This window comes from Amycolatopsis sp. NPDC089917 (assembly GCF_040684635.1).
In the GTDB taxonomy this organism is placed as follows: Bacteria; Actinomycetota; Actinomycetes; order Mycobacteriales; family Pseudonocardiaceae; genus Amycolatopsis.
This window is the reverse complement of record NZ_JBFBGL010000018.1, coordinates 115,800-130,540: the sequence shown is the minus strand read 5'-3', so window position 1 is coordinate 130,540 and position 14,741 is coordinate 115,800. Positions and strand designations below refer to the sequence as shown.

11 protein-coding genes are annotated in these 14,741 nt (G+C 68.3%); 2 read left to right on the top strand and 9 right to left on the bottom strand.

Annotated features, from left to right (window positions below; all coding sequences use genetic code 11):
- Positions 1-116: 116 nt before the first annotated feature.
- Positions 117-2,621: a DUF3516 domain-containing protein gene (locus AB0N89_RS16100; RefSeq protein WP_364205003.1), complete on the bottom strand. Its 2,505-nt coding sequence runs from the start codon at positions 2,619-2,621 to the stop codon at positions 117-119.
- Positions 2,622-2,774: 153 nt separating this feature from the next.
- Here AB0N89_RS16100 and AB0N89_RS16095 point away from each other — a divergent pair, with 153 nt between their 5' ends.
- Positions 2,775-4,022, top strand: coding sequence for a primosomal protein (locus tag AB0N89_RS16095; protein ID WP_364205001.1), 1,248 nt, complete (start codon positions 2,775-2,777; stop codon positions 4,020-4,022).
- 20 nt (positions 4,023-4,042) lie between these two features.
- Here AB0N89_RS16095 and AB0N89_RS16090 read toward each other — a convergent pair whose 3' ends face one another.
- Entirely contained in the window at positions 4,043-5,251 is a 1,209-nt protein-coding gene (locus tag AB0N89_RS16090; RefSeq protein ID WP_364205009.1) for an MFS transporter, read from the bottom strand.
- A 65-nt stretch (positions 5,252-5,316) separates the two neighbouring features.
- Positions 5,317-6,417, bottom strand: coding sequence for an adenosine deaminase (locus AB0N89_RS16085; protein WP_364204999.1), 1,101 nt, complete (start codon positions 6,415-6,417; stop codon positions 5,317-5,319).
- A 210-nt stretch (positions 6,418-6,627) separates the two neighbouring features.
- Between AB0N89_RS16085 and AB0N89_RS16080 the strand changes: the two genes are divergently transcribed.
- On the top strand, positions 6,628-7,716 hold the full coding sequence (locus tag AB0N89_RS16080) for a PA containing protein (RefSeq protein WP_364204997.1): 1,089 nt from the start codon (positions 6,628-6,630) through the stop codon (positions 7,714-7,716).
- A 102-nt stretch (positions 7,717-7,818) separates the two neighbouring features.
- Here the strand turns inward: AB0N89_RS16080 and AB0N89_RS16075 are convergent, their stop codons facing one another.
- The 6 genes from AB0N89_RS16075 to AB0N89_RS16050 form a co-directional block, all read right to left on the bottom strand.
- A complete protein-coding gene (locus AB0N89_RS16075; RefSeq protein ID WP_364204995.1) occupies positions 7,819-9,099 on the bottom strand; it encodes a thymidine phosphorylase in 1,281 nt (426 codons plus the stop codon).
- The gene (locus AB0N89_RS16070; RefSeq protein ID WP_364204993.1) at positions 9,096-9,485 is read right to left on the bottom strand and encodes a cytidine deaminase; all 390 of its coding nucleotides are present in this window, start codon (positions 9,483-9,485) and stop codon (positions 9,096-9,098) included. The genes AB0N89_RS16075 and AB0N89_RS16070 overlap by 4 nt, the downstream gene beginning before the upstream one ends.
- A 1-nt stretch (position 9,486) precedes the next feature.
- The gene (locus AB0N89_RS16065) at positions 9,487-10,761 is read right to left on the bottom strand and encodes an ABC transporter permease (RefSeq protein WP_364204991.1); all 1,275 of its coding nucleotides are present in this window, start codon (positions 10,759-10,761) and stop codon (positions 9,487-9,489) included.
- Positions 10,758-11,846: an ABC transporter permease gene (locus tag AB0N89_RS16060; protein WP_364204989.1), complete on the bottom strand. Its 1,089-nt coding sequence runs from the start codon at positions 11,844-11,846 to the stop codon at positions 10,758-10,760. Before AB0N89_RS16060 ends, AB0N89_RS16065 begins: the two co-directional genes overlap by 4 nt.
- Positions 11,843-13,423: an ABC transporter ATP-binding protein gene (locus AB0N89_RS16055; RefSeq protein ID WP_364204988.1), complete on the bottom strand. Its 1,581-nt coding sequence runs from the start codon at positions 13,421-13,423 to the stop codon at positions 11,843-11,845. Before AB0N89_RS16055 ends, AB0N89_RS16060 begins: the two co-directional genes overlap by 4 nt.
- Positions 13,424-13,504: 81 nt before the next feature.
- The gene (locus tag AB0N89_RS16050) at positions 13,505-14,644 is read right to left on the bottom strand and encodes a BMP family ABC transporter substrate-binding protein (RefSeq protein ID WP_364204986.1); all 1,140 of its coding nucleotides are present in this window, start codon (positions 14,642-14,644) and stop codon (positions 13,505-13,507) included.
- Positions 14,645-14,741 lie beyond the last annotated feature (97 nt).

Genomic DNA, 14,741 nt, shown 5'->3' with positions numbered 1-14,741 from the left:
CGCTTGTTCGAATGCGGTGTCGAGCACTTGTTGCATCTCGGACTGCTGGACCAAGTCCGGTTTCTTGCGCCATGACGCCACGGTGCGCGCCTACAGGGGTCGAGCGGCCTCGGACGTCAGAGCCGGTCCACCGCGGTGATCCGGATGACCGCCGAACCCGCCTCGTCCGAAGCCGCCAGGTCGACCTCGGCGCCGATGCCCCAGTCGTGATCGCCCGCCGGATCGTCGAAGATCTGCCGCACGCGCCAGATCTCCTTCTCCTGCTCGATGATCAGCAGCTTCGGCCCGCGCGCGTCCGGCCCGATGCCGAGCGTTTCGTGCTCGTCGTAGTAGTCCTCGATGGCGTCTTCCCACGCGTCGGCGTCCCAGCCGGAAGCCGCGTCCAGCTCGCCGAGCGTCCCGTAGGAACGCCGGGCGGCGAGCTCGACCCGGCGGAACAGCTCGTTCCGCACGAGCACCCGGAAGGCGCGCTCGTTCCGCGTGACCGCGGGCGGCTCGGACGGCGGCCGCGCCGAAACCGGGCCCTCCTCTTCGGGATGCCGCAAGGCTTCCCACTCGTCGAGGAGGCTGGAGTCGACCTGGCGCACCAGTTCGCCGAGCCATTCGATGAGGTCCTGCAGCCCCTCGTCCTTGGCCTCGTCGGGAACCGTGTGCCGGAGCGAGTCGTAGGTGTCGGTGAGGTACCGCAGCACCAGCCCTTCGGAACGGGCGAGCTGGTAGAAACCGATGTACTCCACGAAGTTCATCGCGCGCTCGTACATGTCGCGCACGACCGACTTCGGCTTGAGCTCGTAGTCCTCGACCCACGGATGCCCTTGCCGGTAGCGGGAATACGCCGCCTCCAGCAGTTCTTCCAGCGGTTTCGGATACGTGACGTTTTCGAGCAGTTCCATCCGCTCGTCGTATTCGATGCCCTCGGCCTTCATCGCCTGGACGGCCTCGCCGCGCGCCTTGAACTGCTGCTGCGACAGCACCGGCCTCGGATTGTCCACTGTGGATTCCACAATGGACACGACGTCGAGCGGATACGACGGCGATTCGACGTCGAGCAGTTCGATCGCGGCCAGCGCGAACGGTGAAAGCGGCTGGTTCAGCGCGAAGTCGAACTGCAGGTCCACGGTGAGCCGGATGATCCGGCCCTGCTCGTCGGGTTCTTCGAGCCGCTCCACGACACCGGCCGCGAGCAGCGCGCGGTAGATCGCGATCGCGCGCAGGATCAGCTTCCGCTGAGCGGGACGGTCGGAATGGTTGTCCTCCAGCAGATGCCGCATCGAGTCGAACGCGTTGCCCGGCCGGGAGACGACGTTCAGCAGCATCGAGTGACTGACGTGGAAGCTCGACGTCAGCGGCTCCGGCTCGGCCGCGATCAGCCGGTCGAAGGTGCTCTCCGTCCAGTTGACGAACCCTTCGGGCGCCTTCTTGCGGACGATCTTCTTTTTCTTCTTGGGATCGTCGCCCGCCTTCTCCAGCGCCTTGGCGTTTTCGACGACGTGGTCCGGTGCCTGCACGACGACGTAGCCGTCGGTGTCGTACCCGGCCCGCCCCGCGCGCCCGGCGATCTGGTGGAACTCACGCGCCTTGAGATGCCGTTGCCGCACGCCGTCGTACTTCGTCAGCGCGGAGAAGACCACTGTGCGAATAGGTACGTTGATGCCGACGCCGAGCGTGTCGGTCCCGCAGATCACCTTCAGCAGCCCGGCTTGCGCGAGCTGCTCGACCAGGCGGCGGTACTTCGGCAGCATGCCGGCGTGGTGCACGCCGATGCCGTGCCGGACCAGCCGGGACAACGTCTTCCCGAACCCGGCCGAGAACCGGAAGTCGCCGAGCATCTCGGCGATGGCCTCCTTCTCCGCCTTCGAGGTGACGTTGATGCTCATCAGCGTCTGCGCGCGCTCGATCGCGGCGGCCTGCGAGAAGTGCACGACGTAGACCGGCGACTGACCGCCGTTGAGCAGCTCGGACATCGTCTCGTGCAACGGCGTCAGCGCGTAGCGGAAGGTGAGCGGCACCGGCCGTTCCGCCGAGGTGACCACCGCGGTCGGGCGGCCCGTGCGCCGGGTGAGATCTTTTTCGAAGAACGAGACGTCGCCCAGCGTCGCCGACATCAGCACGAACTGCGCCTTCGGCAGCTCCAGCAGCGGCACCTGCCAGGCCCAGCCGCGATCCGGCTCCGAGTAGAAGTGGAACTCGTCCGCGATGACCTGGCCGACCGGCGCGTCGGCGCCGAACCGCAGCGCCATGTTCGCCAGGATTTCCGCCGTGCAGCAGATGATCGGCGCGTCGGCGTTCACCGCCGAGTCCCCGGTCATCATCCCGACGTTCTCCGCGCCGAAGATCTCGATGAGCTGGAAGAACTTCTCCGAGACCAGGGCTTTGATGGGCGCCGTGTAGAAGCTGCGGCGGCCGTGCGCGAGCGCGGTGAAGTGGGCCCCGACCGCGACCAGGCTCTTGCCCGAGCCCGTCGGCGTGGACAGGATCAGGTTCGCCCCGGAGACCACCTCGATGATGGCCTCCTCCTGCGCGGGGTACAGCTCCAGCCCGCGCTCGGCTGTCCAGGTCGAGAAGGCTTCGAACAGCGAGTCGGGGTCGGGAGCCGCAGGCAGGAGGTCTGTAAGTGTCATCAGAAGGCCTATCGTGCCATCCGTTGGTCGCTTCTTGCCCAGGGGTGATCGCGCCCATCGGCGGAAACCCGTAGGCTTCGCGGTACCGCGCACCCACCGGGCAAGCATCACCCGGCCGCGCGCACACAGGCGGTAATCCGAGAGGGCTAAGGAATGGCACAGGACATCATCCCGATCGAACTCGGCCTGCCACAGGGTGACGTCGTCACTCTCTGGGCGCCGCGCTGGCGGGAAGACGGCGAGGAGTGGGAAGCCTTCCTCGGCGACGAGGAAGACCTGTACGCCTTCCCGGACGCCGCGCACCTCGCAGCATTCGTGCGGACCTCCGAGCAGCACGACCTGCTCGACCACCCCGCGTGGGAGGTCGTGCCGGCGCTGAACGTGCCCGAGCTGATCCCGGACGACGACCACACCTACGACCTGGTGGGCGTCCCCGAGCTGGTCGCCGAGAAGCCGGACCAGTGGACGCTGGGCGAGCTGGCCGAGATCATCGGCATCGTGCGTTCGCTCGCGGACGTCTGCGAGCTCGAAGAGGTCCACGAGGTCCTCGACGCGCACGAGAGCTTCTCGCTGCTGGACCAGGGCACGCTGCCCTTCTCCGGCCGTGACGGCGAGCGCCTCTGGGCGGACCTGTCGCAGGCGGTCTCCGAGAAGTGGGACACCGTGCTCGACGCGATCGACGGTCTGGTGACCGTTCCCGACGTCGACGAGAAGGTCCTCGACCAGACGGCGGAGGAGCTCGCGACCTTCCTCGCGGAGTCCGCCGAAGCCGAGGCCGCCGCGGCCGAGAACGAGGACCTCGAAGACGTCGACGCGGACGACGAGGACGAAGACGACGAGCCCGTCGGCTTCTGGGGCGAGGTCGGCATCGACCCGATCAAGATCATCACCTCCGGCGCCGAGTACTACACGCTGCGCTGCTACCTCGACGACAAGCCGATCTTCCTCGGCAGCGAAGGCGAGATCGACGTCTTCACCTCCGAGAAGGCCCTCATCCGCGCGATCGCGGACGGCAAGGAGCTGGCGGACAACGACCTCGCCCAAGTGTCCACTTGGGACGAGGTGACCACGAAGGCCACCGCGGGCGAGCTCGAGATCGACGTCGACACCGAGAACACCTACGTGCTGAACGGGATCGCCGACGACATCGCCGAAGGCCCCGAGTCGATCGACCCGACCCAGCTGGAGCTGGCCGTCGAGCTGATCACCGACGCCGCCGAATGGGCCGACGACGACAGCGTCGAAACCGCGCTGGCCGCCAACGAAAGCCTCGGCTGGCTGGTGTCGTTCGTGCTGCGGCCGGACCCCACGCGGCTGGAGCCGAGCGCTCCGTTCGACGCCGAGCAGTCCGAATGGCGCAAGCTCGTCGAGACCTTCGAGAACCGCCTCACGGTCGTCTGATCCATCCGTGAAAGAGCCCCTCAGGTTCGTCCTGAGGGGCTCTTTTCGTCTTTGACGGGCACCAGGGCCACGGCCAGCGCCGGGAAGACGGCGGCGACGCAGAAGGCCAGGGCGTAGCGCGAGTCGCCGATGACCAGGCCCAGCATCGGCGGGGTCAGGGCGGCGGCGATGTTCTGGCCGGTGTTCTGCGTGCCCATCGCCCGGCCCGCCCAGGCGAGCCCGGCCATCTCGGCCGACGCGGTGAAACCGAGTCCGTTGTCGGACACGGTGATCACCGCGGCCAGCACGATCGCGAGCAGCACCAGCCACGGCCAGGTCGCGTCCCCGACGGCGACGAGCAGCATGACCGCCGCGCTCGCGACCGCCAGTTGCCGCATCGGCCGCAACCGGCTGCCGACGCGGTCGGACCAGCGGCCCGAAACGAGCCTGCCCAGCGCGCCCAGGATCTGGACGGCGCCGACGAACCAGCCCGCCGACGCGGCCGTCCAGTGGTGCACGGTCACGAGGTACACGGGCGTGAACGCGGAGACGGTGAACTGCGGGACGACGAGCAGCGCGCTCGCGCCGTGGACGCGCCACAGCGCCGGCTTCCGGTACGGCGACGGAGGCTTCTCCCCCGGCGCGGTCGCGGACTCCGGACGCGGCGGGTCGACCAGGAGCCAGGCCACCAGGAGCGCGACGACGACGGCGGTCAGCGCGGGCAGCATGAGCGAGACCTGGAAGCCCCAGCGGTCCGCGAGCGGCGGGAGGCCGAAGGCGGCGACGCCCACTCCGAGCGGCTGCGCCATCTGGCGGATGCCCATCGCGAACCCGCGTTCGGCCGGACCGAACCAGCCGAGGACGGCCCGGCCGCTCGCGGCGTTCACTGACGCGGTGCTCGCACCGGCGAGCAGGAACACTCCAAAGAGGGCCCCGAGCGAGTGGGCGCCGACGGCGGCGTACACGAGGAGTAACCCCGAGACGCCGAGTCCGAGGGCCATTACCAAACGCTCTCCGTAACGGTCGGCGGCCGCACCCCACAGGATCAAGGTGAACAGCAGGCCAAGACTCGGCGCCGCGACCACCGTGCCCGCTTCGGCGAGCGTGAGGCCCTCCGCACGCTGCATGGACGGCACCAGGAACGGGATCCCGTAGAGGAACGAACAGCTCGCGGTCTGCGCGGCGAGACCGAGCGCGAGGATGAGCCAGCGTCGTTTGCCGCCGATCCCCACGTCCACGACCTGCGCCATCTTCGTCACCGTTCCACTATTTGGGAATTAACTCCTACATAGTGAACGATAGTTGCCGGTGCTAACTAACGCAAGGCCGCGTAGCCGGGCTTGATCACCGTGTTGATGATGTCGAGCCGCTGATCGAAATCGAGGAACGCGGATTTCATCGCATTGATGGTGAACCACTCCAGATCGGCCAGCCCGAAGCCGAAGGCCTCGGCCAGGGCGGCGAATTCGCTGGTCATCGAGCAGCCGCTCATCAGCCGGTTGTCGGTGTTGACGGTGACCCGGAAGCGCAGCCGGGCGAGCAGGCCGATGGGGTGTTCGCCGATCGAGCGCGCCGCTCCCGTCTGGACATTGGACGTGGGGCAGATCTCCAGCGGGATCCGGCGGTCGCGGACGTAGGCGGCCAACCGTCCCAAATGGACCGTGCCGTCGCTGTCGGTCTTGATGTCGTCGACGATGCGCACACCGTGGCCGAGCCGCTCCGCGCCGCAATGCTGAATCGCCTCCCAAATCGACGCGAGCCCGAACGCCTCACCGGCGTGAATGGTGAAATGCGCATTATTCGTCCGCAGAAACTCGAATGCGTCCAGATTTCTGGTAGGCGGAAATCCGTCTTCCGGTCCGGCGATGTCGAACCCGACCACGCCGGCGTCGCGGTAGCGCACGGCGAGACCGGCGATCTCGAGTGCCCTGGCGTGCTGGCGCATCGCGCAGAGCAACGTTCCGACGCGGATCCGGCCGCCCGCGGCCGCCACTCTCCGTTCACCTTCCTCGAACCCGGCCTGAACGGCCTCGACCACCGCATCGAGTGACAGTCCGCGTTCGACGAAGAGTTCGGGCGCGTAGCGCACCTCGGCGTAGACGACCCCGTCGGCAGCGAGGTCTTCGACCGCCTCGGCGGCCACCCTGACCAGCGCTTCCTCGGTCTGCATCACGCCGCAGGTGTGCGCGAACGTCTCAAGGTACGAGACGAGGGAGCCGGAATCGGCGGCGTCGCGGAACCAACGTCCGAGCGCGACCGGATCGGTGACCGGAAGGGCCTGGTACCCGGTCTGTTCGGCGAGTTCGGCGACCGTCGCGGGACGCAATCCGCCGTCCAGGTGGTCGTGGAGGAGAACCTTGGGAGCGCGGGCCAGTACCGCCTCCGGGACGCGGGGTCTGCTGCTTTCAGAGGACATACGTAACGGTAACCAGGCTGTCATTCCCCTACATGGTGGTAAGTCCCAGCCTCTGGTTAACCCTCGGCTTTGTGGATCACGGGCTGAATCGGCCATCAGGGTCAGAGCTCGGCATTGTCCGATACCCGGGGGCCATACGCACAGCAATTTCGCAATGGATAAGCTTCACGGCACGTCCCTCCCATTTCCCCGCCCACGAAGGACACCGCAGTGACCACTGACAACCACATTGCAGCCCCGTCCTTCGACCGGATGCGCAACATGCTGGTGCGCGCGGCCGAAGTGCGTGAGAGCGAACAGCAGCAGATCTTCGACGCGCTCGACGACATCTACGCACGTCTGGCGCCGGTCGACTCGCTCGGCGCGGTCCGCAAGCGCCTCTCGGAGATGCCCGACCGCACCGAGACCAGCGTGCTCGCCGAGCGGCTCGACGAGACCATGTCGCGCCTCGAAGCGCAGGACACCGCGATCGCCGCGCTGACCCGCGCCGTGGAAAGCATCGTCGACAAGCTGGCCAAGCCGTTCGCCCAGCTCGACGGCCGCCTCGACGGCATGGCCGCGCGCCTCGAAGGCGTCGGGGGCCGGATGGACGGGCTCGAAGACAAGCTCCAGAACATCCACCGCCGTCTCGACGAGCTCGGCGCGCACCTCGACAAGCAGGACGTGAAGACCGACTCGCTGCCGCAGGCCGTGATCGGCCCGGTGCGTGAGCGCGTCGAGCAGGCCGAGTCGACCCTGCGCGACCGCGTCGACACCGTCGACCGCGAGCTGCGCACCCGCGTCGAGAACCTCGACAAGGCCACCAAGGACAGCCTGGCCGCGAACACCGAGGCGCTGAAGACCGCGCTGACCGAGACCGGCGAGATGATCGACGCCTCGGAGCGCCTCGACGGCCTCGGCGACCGCCTCGAGAAGGTCACCTCGCGGCTGGACGACCTGGCGGAGCGGCTCGACAAGGTCGAGGACGGCTTCACCGGACGCCTCGGCGACCTCGACGGCTCGATCCGCTCCGGTCTGTCGAAGGTCGAGAGCACGCTCCAGAAGCAGCCGGACACCGACTCGGTCGACACGCTGGTGCGCAAGAGCAACGACGAGTCCGTGCGCCGCATCGGTGGCCAGCTGGACGAGGCCATGGCGACCTTCGCGGAGCTGATGCTCGGCGGCGGCCCGGCCGTGCAGCAGATCGCCCCGCCGCCGCCCGCCCCGCGTCAGCCGCGTCGCAGCTCGCGCAACGGCCGGGCTCCCAAGGCGGCCGACGCCAAGGCCAAGGCCGACGGCACCGACGAGACCACCGACTGACCTCTTTCGCGCGTGAAGGCCCCCGTCCCCTGGCTCCGCCTCGGGACGGGGGCCTTCATGTACTTCGGCGACCACAGATCGCGATTAGCCCGCGAAAGTCGATCAGGCGCGCACGGTCTCCAGCACCAAAGGCGCAGGCGCCGGAGCCGAGGAGCCCACCGAGTAGGCGTCGGCGAGCGCGGCGAGGGCCGCCGGAACGGCGTCCGAAGTGTCCGTGTGCAGCTCCAGCAGCGGCTGCCCGGCCGTCACCTCGTCGCCCGGCTTCGCCAGGCACAGGACGCCGGCCGCGGCCTGCACCGGGTCCTCCTTGCGCGCCCGTCCGGCCCCGAGCCGCCAAGCGGCGACCCCGACCGAGTACGCGTCCAGCGAAGCCAAGACGCCGGACGAAGGAGCCGGGACGACATGGACGTGCTTGGGCCGCGGCAGAGCGGCCTCCGGATCCCCGCCCTGAGCGGCGATCATCCGGCACCACGTCTCGTAGGCCTTACCCGACGCGAGCACCGCGGCCGGGTCCACATCGGACAGCCCGGCCAGCGCCAGCATCTCCCACGCCAACGCCACCGTCAGCTCGACGACGTCCGCCGGACCACCGCCGCGCAGCACCTCGACCGACTCCGCGATCTCGATCGCGTTCCCGACGGCATGCCCCAACGGCACGTTCATGTCCGTGATCAGCGCCGTGGTCGCGACGCCGTGCGCGGTCCCGATCTCCACCAGGGTCCGCGCGAGTTCCCGCGCCTGCGGCAGCGTCTTCATGAACGCGCCCGAACCGGTCTTCACGTCGAGGACCAGCCCGGCCGAGCCTTCCGCGATCTTCTTGCTCATGATCGAGCTCGCGATCAGCGGGATCGACTCCACCGTCGACGTCACATCCCGCAGCGCGTACAGCTTCTTGTCCGCGGGAGCCAGCCCCGACGTCGCCGCGCAGACCACCGCGCCGACGTCGTCGAGCTGCCGGATGATTTCCGACGTCGACAAAGCGGCACGCCAGCCCGGGATCGACTCCAGTTTGTCGAGCGTCCCGCCGGTGTGCCCGAGCCCGCGCCCGGACAGCTGCGGCACGGCCGCGCCACAAGCCGCCACGAGCGGCGCCAGCGGCAGCGTGATCTTGTCGCCGACCCCGCCCGTCGAATGCTTGTCGATCGTCGGACGGCTGACCTTCAGGTCCAGCCGCTCCCCCGATTCGATCATCGCGCCGGTCCACCGCGCGATCTCGCCGGAGTCCATCCCTCGCAGGAAGATAGCCATCGCGAGCGCGGCCATCTGTTCCTCGGCGATGTCGCCACGCGTGTACGCGTCGATGGTCCAGTCGATCTGCTCGTCGGTGAGCCGTCCGCCGTCCCGCTTCGCGCGGATGACGTCGACGGCGGCGAACGCGCTCATGGCAGGTCGTCCGGCCCGAAAGCGTCCGGCAGCACCGCCGACATCGGCAGGATGCCGCTGGGAGTGTCCACAAGGCACTCCGCGCCGCCGTGCTCGAACAGGATCTGACGGCAGCGCCCGCACGGCATCAGCAGATCGCCTTCACCGCTGCGGCACGCGACGGCGACGAGCTTGCCGCCGCCGGTCAGCCGCAGCTGGCCCGCCATCGTGCACTCCGCGCACATTCCCAAGCCGTACGAAGCGTTTTCGACGTTGCAGCCGACGACGATCCGGCCGTCGTCCACCACCGCCGCGACACCGACGTGCAGTCGCGAGTACGGCGCGTACGCCGACTTCGCCGCCTCGACGGCTTGAGCCCGCAGGGCTTCCCAGTCGTACTCGGCCATGTCAGTCCTCACCTCGCCGGTACAGCGCACCGTCTGCCTTGGGCGGCCGCAGCCGCTGCGAAGCGACCGCCAGCACGATCAGCGTCACGAAGTGCGCCGTGTACGGGATGAGGTCGCTGGGCAGGTCGTCGTTGGTCCAGTAGATCGCGTACAGCGCGCCCGCGCCGACGACGCCGAGCGCCGCGGCGATCCACTGACGGCGGAACAGCTGCACGGCCACGATCACGGCCAGCAGGATCACCGCGCCGTACAGCAGCGCGAGCACCGCCGTACCGCCACCGGCGAGCTGGAGACCGTCCGCGTACCCGAACAGAGCCGCGCCGCCGAGCAGGCCGCCCGGCCGCCAGTTGCCAAAGATCATCGCCGCGAGGCCGATGTACCCGCGGTTGTTGGTCTGGTTCTCCAGGTAGTCCGCGCCGCCGGCGAGCAGCACGAGCGACGCGCCACCCATCCCGGCGAGCCCGCCGGAGATGATCATGGCGACGTACTTGTGCAGGTAGACGTTCACGCCGAGGGACTCGGCCGCGACCGGGTTCTCACCGCAGGACCGCAGCCGCAGGCCGAACCGCGTGCGCCACAGCACCAGGTAGCTGATCGGCACCAGCGCGATCGCGATCATCGTCAGTGGCGCGACCTCGGTGACCAGGCCGTTGAGGATCCCGGCCAGGTCGGAGATGAAGACACGCTGCATCTTTTCCAGGTCCGACAACCAGTCCGAGAGGAACGTCGCCGAATAGGTGTCGAACTTCGGGACCGGCGGCGACTGACGCGGGTTCCCCGAAAGCGGGGTGAACACCAGGTTCGCGAGGTATTTCGCGACGCCGAGACCCAGCAGGTTGATCGCCACACCGGAGACGATGTGGTTGACGTTGAAGGTCACCGTCGCGACGGCGTGCAGCAGACCGCCGAGCGCGCCGAACACGACCGCCGAGATCAGCCCGGCCCAGACCCCGCCGTGGTACGCGCCCCACGCGGCGCCCCAGGTGCCGAGGATCATCATGCCTTCGAGGCCGATGTTGATCACGCCCGCGCGTTCGGCCCAGAGGCCGCCGAGCGCGCACAGCAGGATCGGCAGCGCCAGCCGCAGCGCGGTGTGCGCGGTGTTGGTCGAGGTCAGCGTGTTGACGCCGGTGGCGTACGACGCGATCGCGAGGACACCGACCGCCAGCAGACCCCAGATGGCGCCCTTGAGCCAGCCGGGGATACGCCGCTTCGGCGGTTTCACCGGCATGGTGGTCCCGCCCGAGTTGGGCGAAAGTACATCCGCGGTGGTCACACCGCACCTCCCTCGGACACGCTGGAACCCTTGCCCGCCAGCGCGCGACCCACGCGACGCTGTTCGGCGGCCAGGTCCGCGCGGCGCACGATCTCGTACGCGATGACGACCGACAGCACGATCACGCCCTGCATGATCGTGGCGATCTCTTTGGACACGTTGATCTGCTCCAGCGACACCGCGGACCGGTCGAGGAACGCCCACAGCAGGGCGCCCAGCGCGATCCCGGCCGGGTGGTTGCGGCCGAGCAGAGCGACCGCGATGCCGGTGAAGCCGTACATCTGGGTCGAGGTGATGCCGTAGGAGAAGTCGCGGCCGAGCAGTTCCGGCATCGCGATCAGACCGGCGACACCGCCGGAAAGCAGCATCGCGATCAGCGTCATCTTCTTGGCGTTGACCCCGCCGGCCGCGGCCGCCGTCGTCGATTCGCCGGACGCCTTCAGCTCGAATCCGAACCGGGTCCGGTTGAGCATGAACCAATAGGCCGCGCCGATCAGCGCGGCGATGATCACGAAGCCGAACAGCTCGCCGGACCCGATCGGGATACCGGGGATCCGGCCGGTTTCGGCGATCTCTCGGGTGGCGATGTTGTTGCCGGTCTGTACGCCGAACTGGTCGGCGTTGACCAGGAACGCCACGATGCCGCCGACGATCGCGTTCAGCATGATCGTCGAGATGACCTCGGAAACGCCTCGGGTCACCTTCAGCACCGCGGGGATCGCCGCGTAGAGCATGCCGCTCAGGACGGCGACGACCAGGATCGCGAGCACGTGGATCACCGGCGGCAGCCGCAGCGCCCCGCCGATGATGGCGGTGACGATGGCGGCGAACCGGTACTGACCCTCGACACCGATGTTGAAGAGGTTCATCTGGAAGCCGATGGCCACCGCGAGCCCGGACAGGTAGTAGACCGTCGCGAGGTTCACCGTGTCGACCGCGGTCGAGCCCTTGAACAGCTGCCCGACCATCGTGCCGTAGGCCTGGAGCGGATCAGCGCCCGAGATGATCAGCGCGATCGCGGTCAGGATGACGGCGAAAACGATCGCGAGCAGAGGCGGCAGCAGCCTCGTACGCCAGCTACTCACGCTGCACCTTCCTCTTCGGAATCTTCGGAAGCACCCGTCATCGCGGAGCCCAGTTGCTGCGGGGTCACGGTCGCGGGGTCGGCCTCGCCGACGAGTCGCCCGCGCAGCATGACCTGAATGGTGTCCGACAGCCCGATCAGCTCATCGAGGTCGGCCGAAATCAGCAGGACGGCCAGCCCGGCCGCGCGGGCCTGGCGGATCTGCTCCCAGATCAGCGCCTGCGCGCCGACGTCGACACCGCGCGTCGGATGCGAAGCGATCAGCAGGACCGGGTCGCCGGAAAGCTCGCGTCCGACGATCAGCTTCTGCTGGTTGCCGCCGGAAAGCGCGGCGGCGGGGACGTCGATGCCCGGCGTGCGGACGTCGTACTCCTCGACGATGCGGCGGGTGTCCTCCCGTGCGCCGTCGATGTCGAGCAACTGTCCTTTCGCGACCGGCTTGCGCGTCTGGTAACCGAGAATCCGGTTGACCCACAAGGGTTGCGTGAGCAGCAGGCTGTGCCGCGTGCGGTCTTCGGCGATATACCCGATGCCGGCCTCGCGGCGGGCGAGCGTCCCCAGTTTGTGCAGTTCGACGACCTTGCCGTCGGCCTCGGTCAGTTCGATCCGGCCGCCGCCCTTGCGCATGCCCATGATCGTCTCGACGAGTTCGGTCTGGCCGTTGCCCTCGACCCCGGCGATCCCGAGCACCTCGCCCGCGTGCACGGTGAAGGAGATGTGGTCGAGCACGTTCCGCTCGGACCCCTCGACGGTCAGGCAGACGTCGTCCAGGCGCAGGACATCCCGATCCGTCACGGTGGACTCGCGGGTCTCGGGAGTGGGCAGTTCCGAACCGACCATCATCTCGGCCAGCTGCCGCGAGGTGATCGTCCTCGGATCGGCCATGCCGACAGTGGTGCCGCGCCGGATCACGGTGACCGTGTCGGCGATCGCGCGCACCTCGTCGAGCTTGTGCGAGATGAAGAGGAAGGTGAAGCCGTCCTTCTGCATGGCGCGCACGGTGTCGAACAGCGCGTCGACCTCCTGCGGGACGAGCACCGCGGTGGGCTCGTCGAGGATGATGATCCGCGCGCCGCGATAGAGCACCTTGACGATCTCGACGCGCTGGCGGTCGGCGACGCCGAGCTCTTCCAGCAGCGCGTCCGGGCGGGCGCGCAGGCCGACGCGTTCGGCGAGTTCCGCCAGCTTCGCCCTCGCCGCGCGGCCGATGCCGTGCAGGTTCTCCGCGCCGAGGAAGACGTTTTCCCCGACGGTCAGGTTGTCGGCCAGCATGAAGTGCTGGTGGACCATCCCGATCCCGGCCTTGATGGCGTCCTGCGGGTTGCGCAGTTTCACCGGTTCGCCGTTGATCGCGATGTCGCCCTCGTCCGGCTGCTGCATGCCGTAGAGGATCTTCATCAGGGTCGATTTGCCCGCGCCGTTCTCGCCGCAGACGGCGTGCACCTCGCCCTTGGTGACGGTGAGGTTGACGTCGGAGTTGGCCACGACACCGGGGAATCGCTTCGTGATCCCGGTCAGCTGCACGGCCGGTTCACCCCGGTCGGGGGCGTCGGTGACCTCGGCCTGGGGAGCGCTCATGAAAAAGCCATCCAGTTCTGGGAGTAAACAGGTGGGGGCTCGGAAGGGGTTACCCTCCCGAGCCCCGCTGCCAGACGAACCTTACTTCTGTGGCTTGTCCGAGACGGTGATCGCCCCGGAGACGATCTGCGCCTTGTAGCCGTCGAGGACGTCCTTGATGTCGTCGACCTTGCCACCGGAGGTGGCGTAGCCGACACCGTCGACCTTGAGGTCGAAGCGCTTCGGCAGCGACGACAGGTCACCCTTGGCCAGCGCGCGCAGGTAGTCGAACACCGCCACGTCGACGCGCTTCAGCATCGAGGTGATGATGACGTCCTTCGACGCCTCGACCGTCTTCTGGTTGTACTGGTCGGAGTCGACACCGATCGCGAGCGCGTTGTTCGACTTCGCGGCCTCGAAAACACCCTTACCGGAGGCGCCGGCGGCGTGGTAGAGGACGTCCGCGCCCTTGGAGATCTGGGCGTTGGCCTTGGCGTTGCCCTTCGGCGGGTCCTGGAACCCGGAGAAGTCACCGGCCGGGGTGAGGTACTCGTCCTCGATGACGGCCTTGGACGAAACGGCCTTCACACCCTGGAGGAAGCCGGCCTCGAACTTCTGGATCAGCGGCGTGTTCACGCCACCGACGAAGCCGACGTGGCACTTCTTCGACTTGTAGGCGGCGGCGACACCGGCCAGGAACGAACCCTGCTCCTCGGCGAACACCAGCGGGGTGACGTTCGGCGCCTTGACGGAGTCGTCGTCGATGATCGCGAACTGGGTGTTCGGGTACTTCGGCGCGATGGCGCCGACGGCCTTGGCGTAGGCGAAGCCGACCGCGATGACCGGGTTGAAGCCCTGCGCGGCGAGCTGGTCGAGACGCTGCGACTTCGCGGCCTCGTCCTCGGTCGAGGCGGCGGTGCTCTCGCTGACCGCGGTGATGCCGAGTTCGGTCTTGGCCTTGTCCGTACCGGCGGCGGCGGAGTCGTTGAACGACGCGTCGCCACGGCCGCCGACGTCGAAGGCCAGCGCGACCTTGAGCTTGCTGCCGTCGACCTTCTCACCGGCCTGCGCGGAGCTGGTCGACGCAGGGGCCGCGGCGGGCGGCTTCGGCGCCGTCACACAGCTGGCGGACTGGTCCCCAGAGCTCGCGTTGTTGTTGTTCCCCGCACCCGAATCCTTCGCGCACCCGGCAAGTACCAGTGCACCGGCCATGGCGGCGGCGGCCAGCGCGGTTCCACGCATGCGACGCAACGTGTGTCTCCCTCCCCGCTGATCCAGCGGATGGTCCGAAGAAAGCGACCCGGCGACGCTGCCGGGTTCGACCGAGAGACGGTACCTA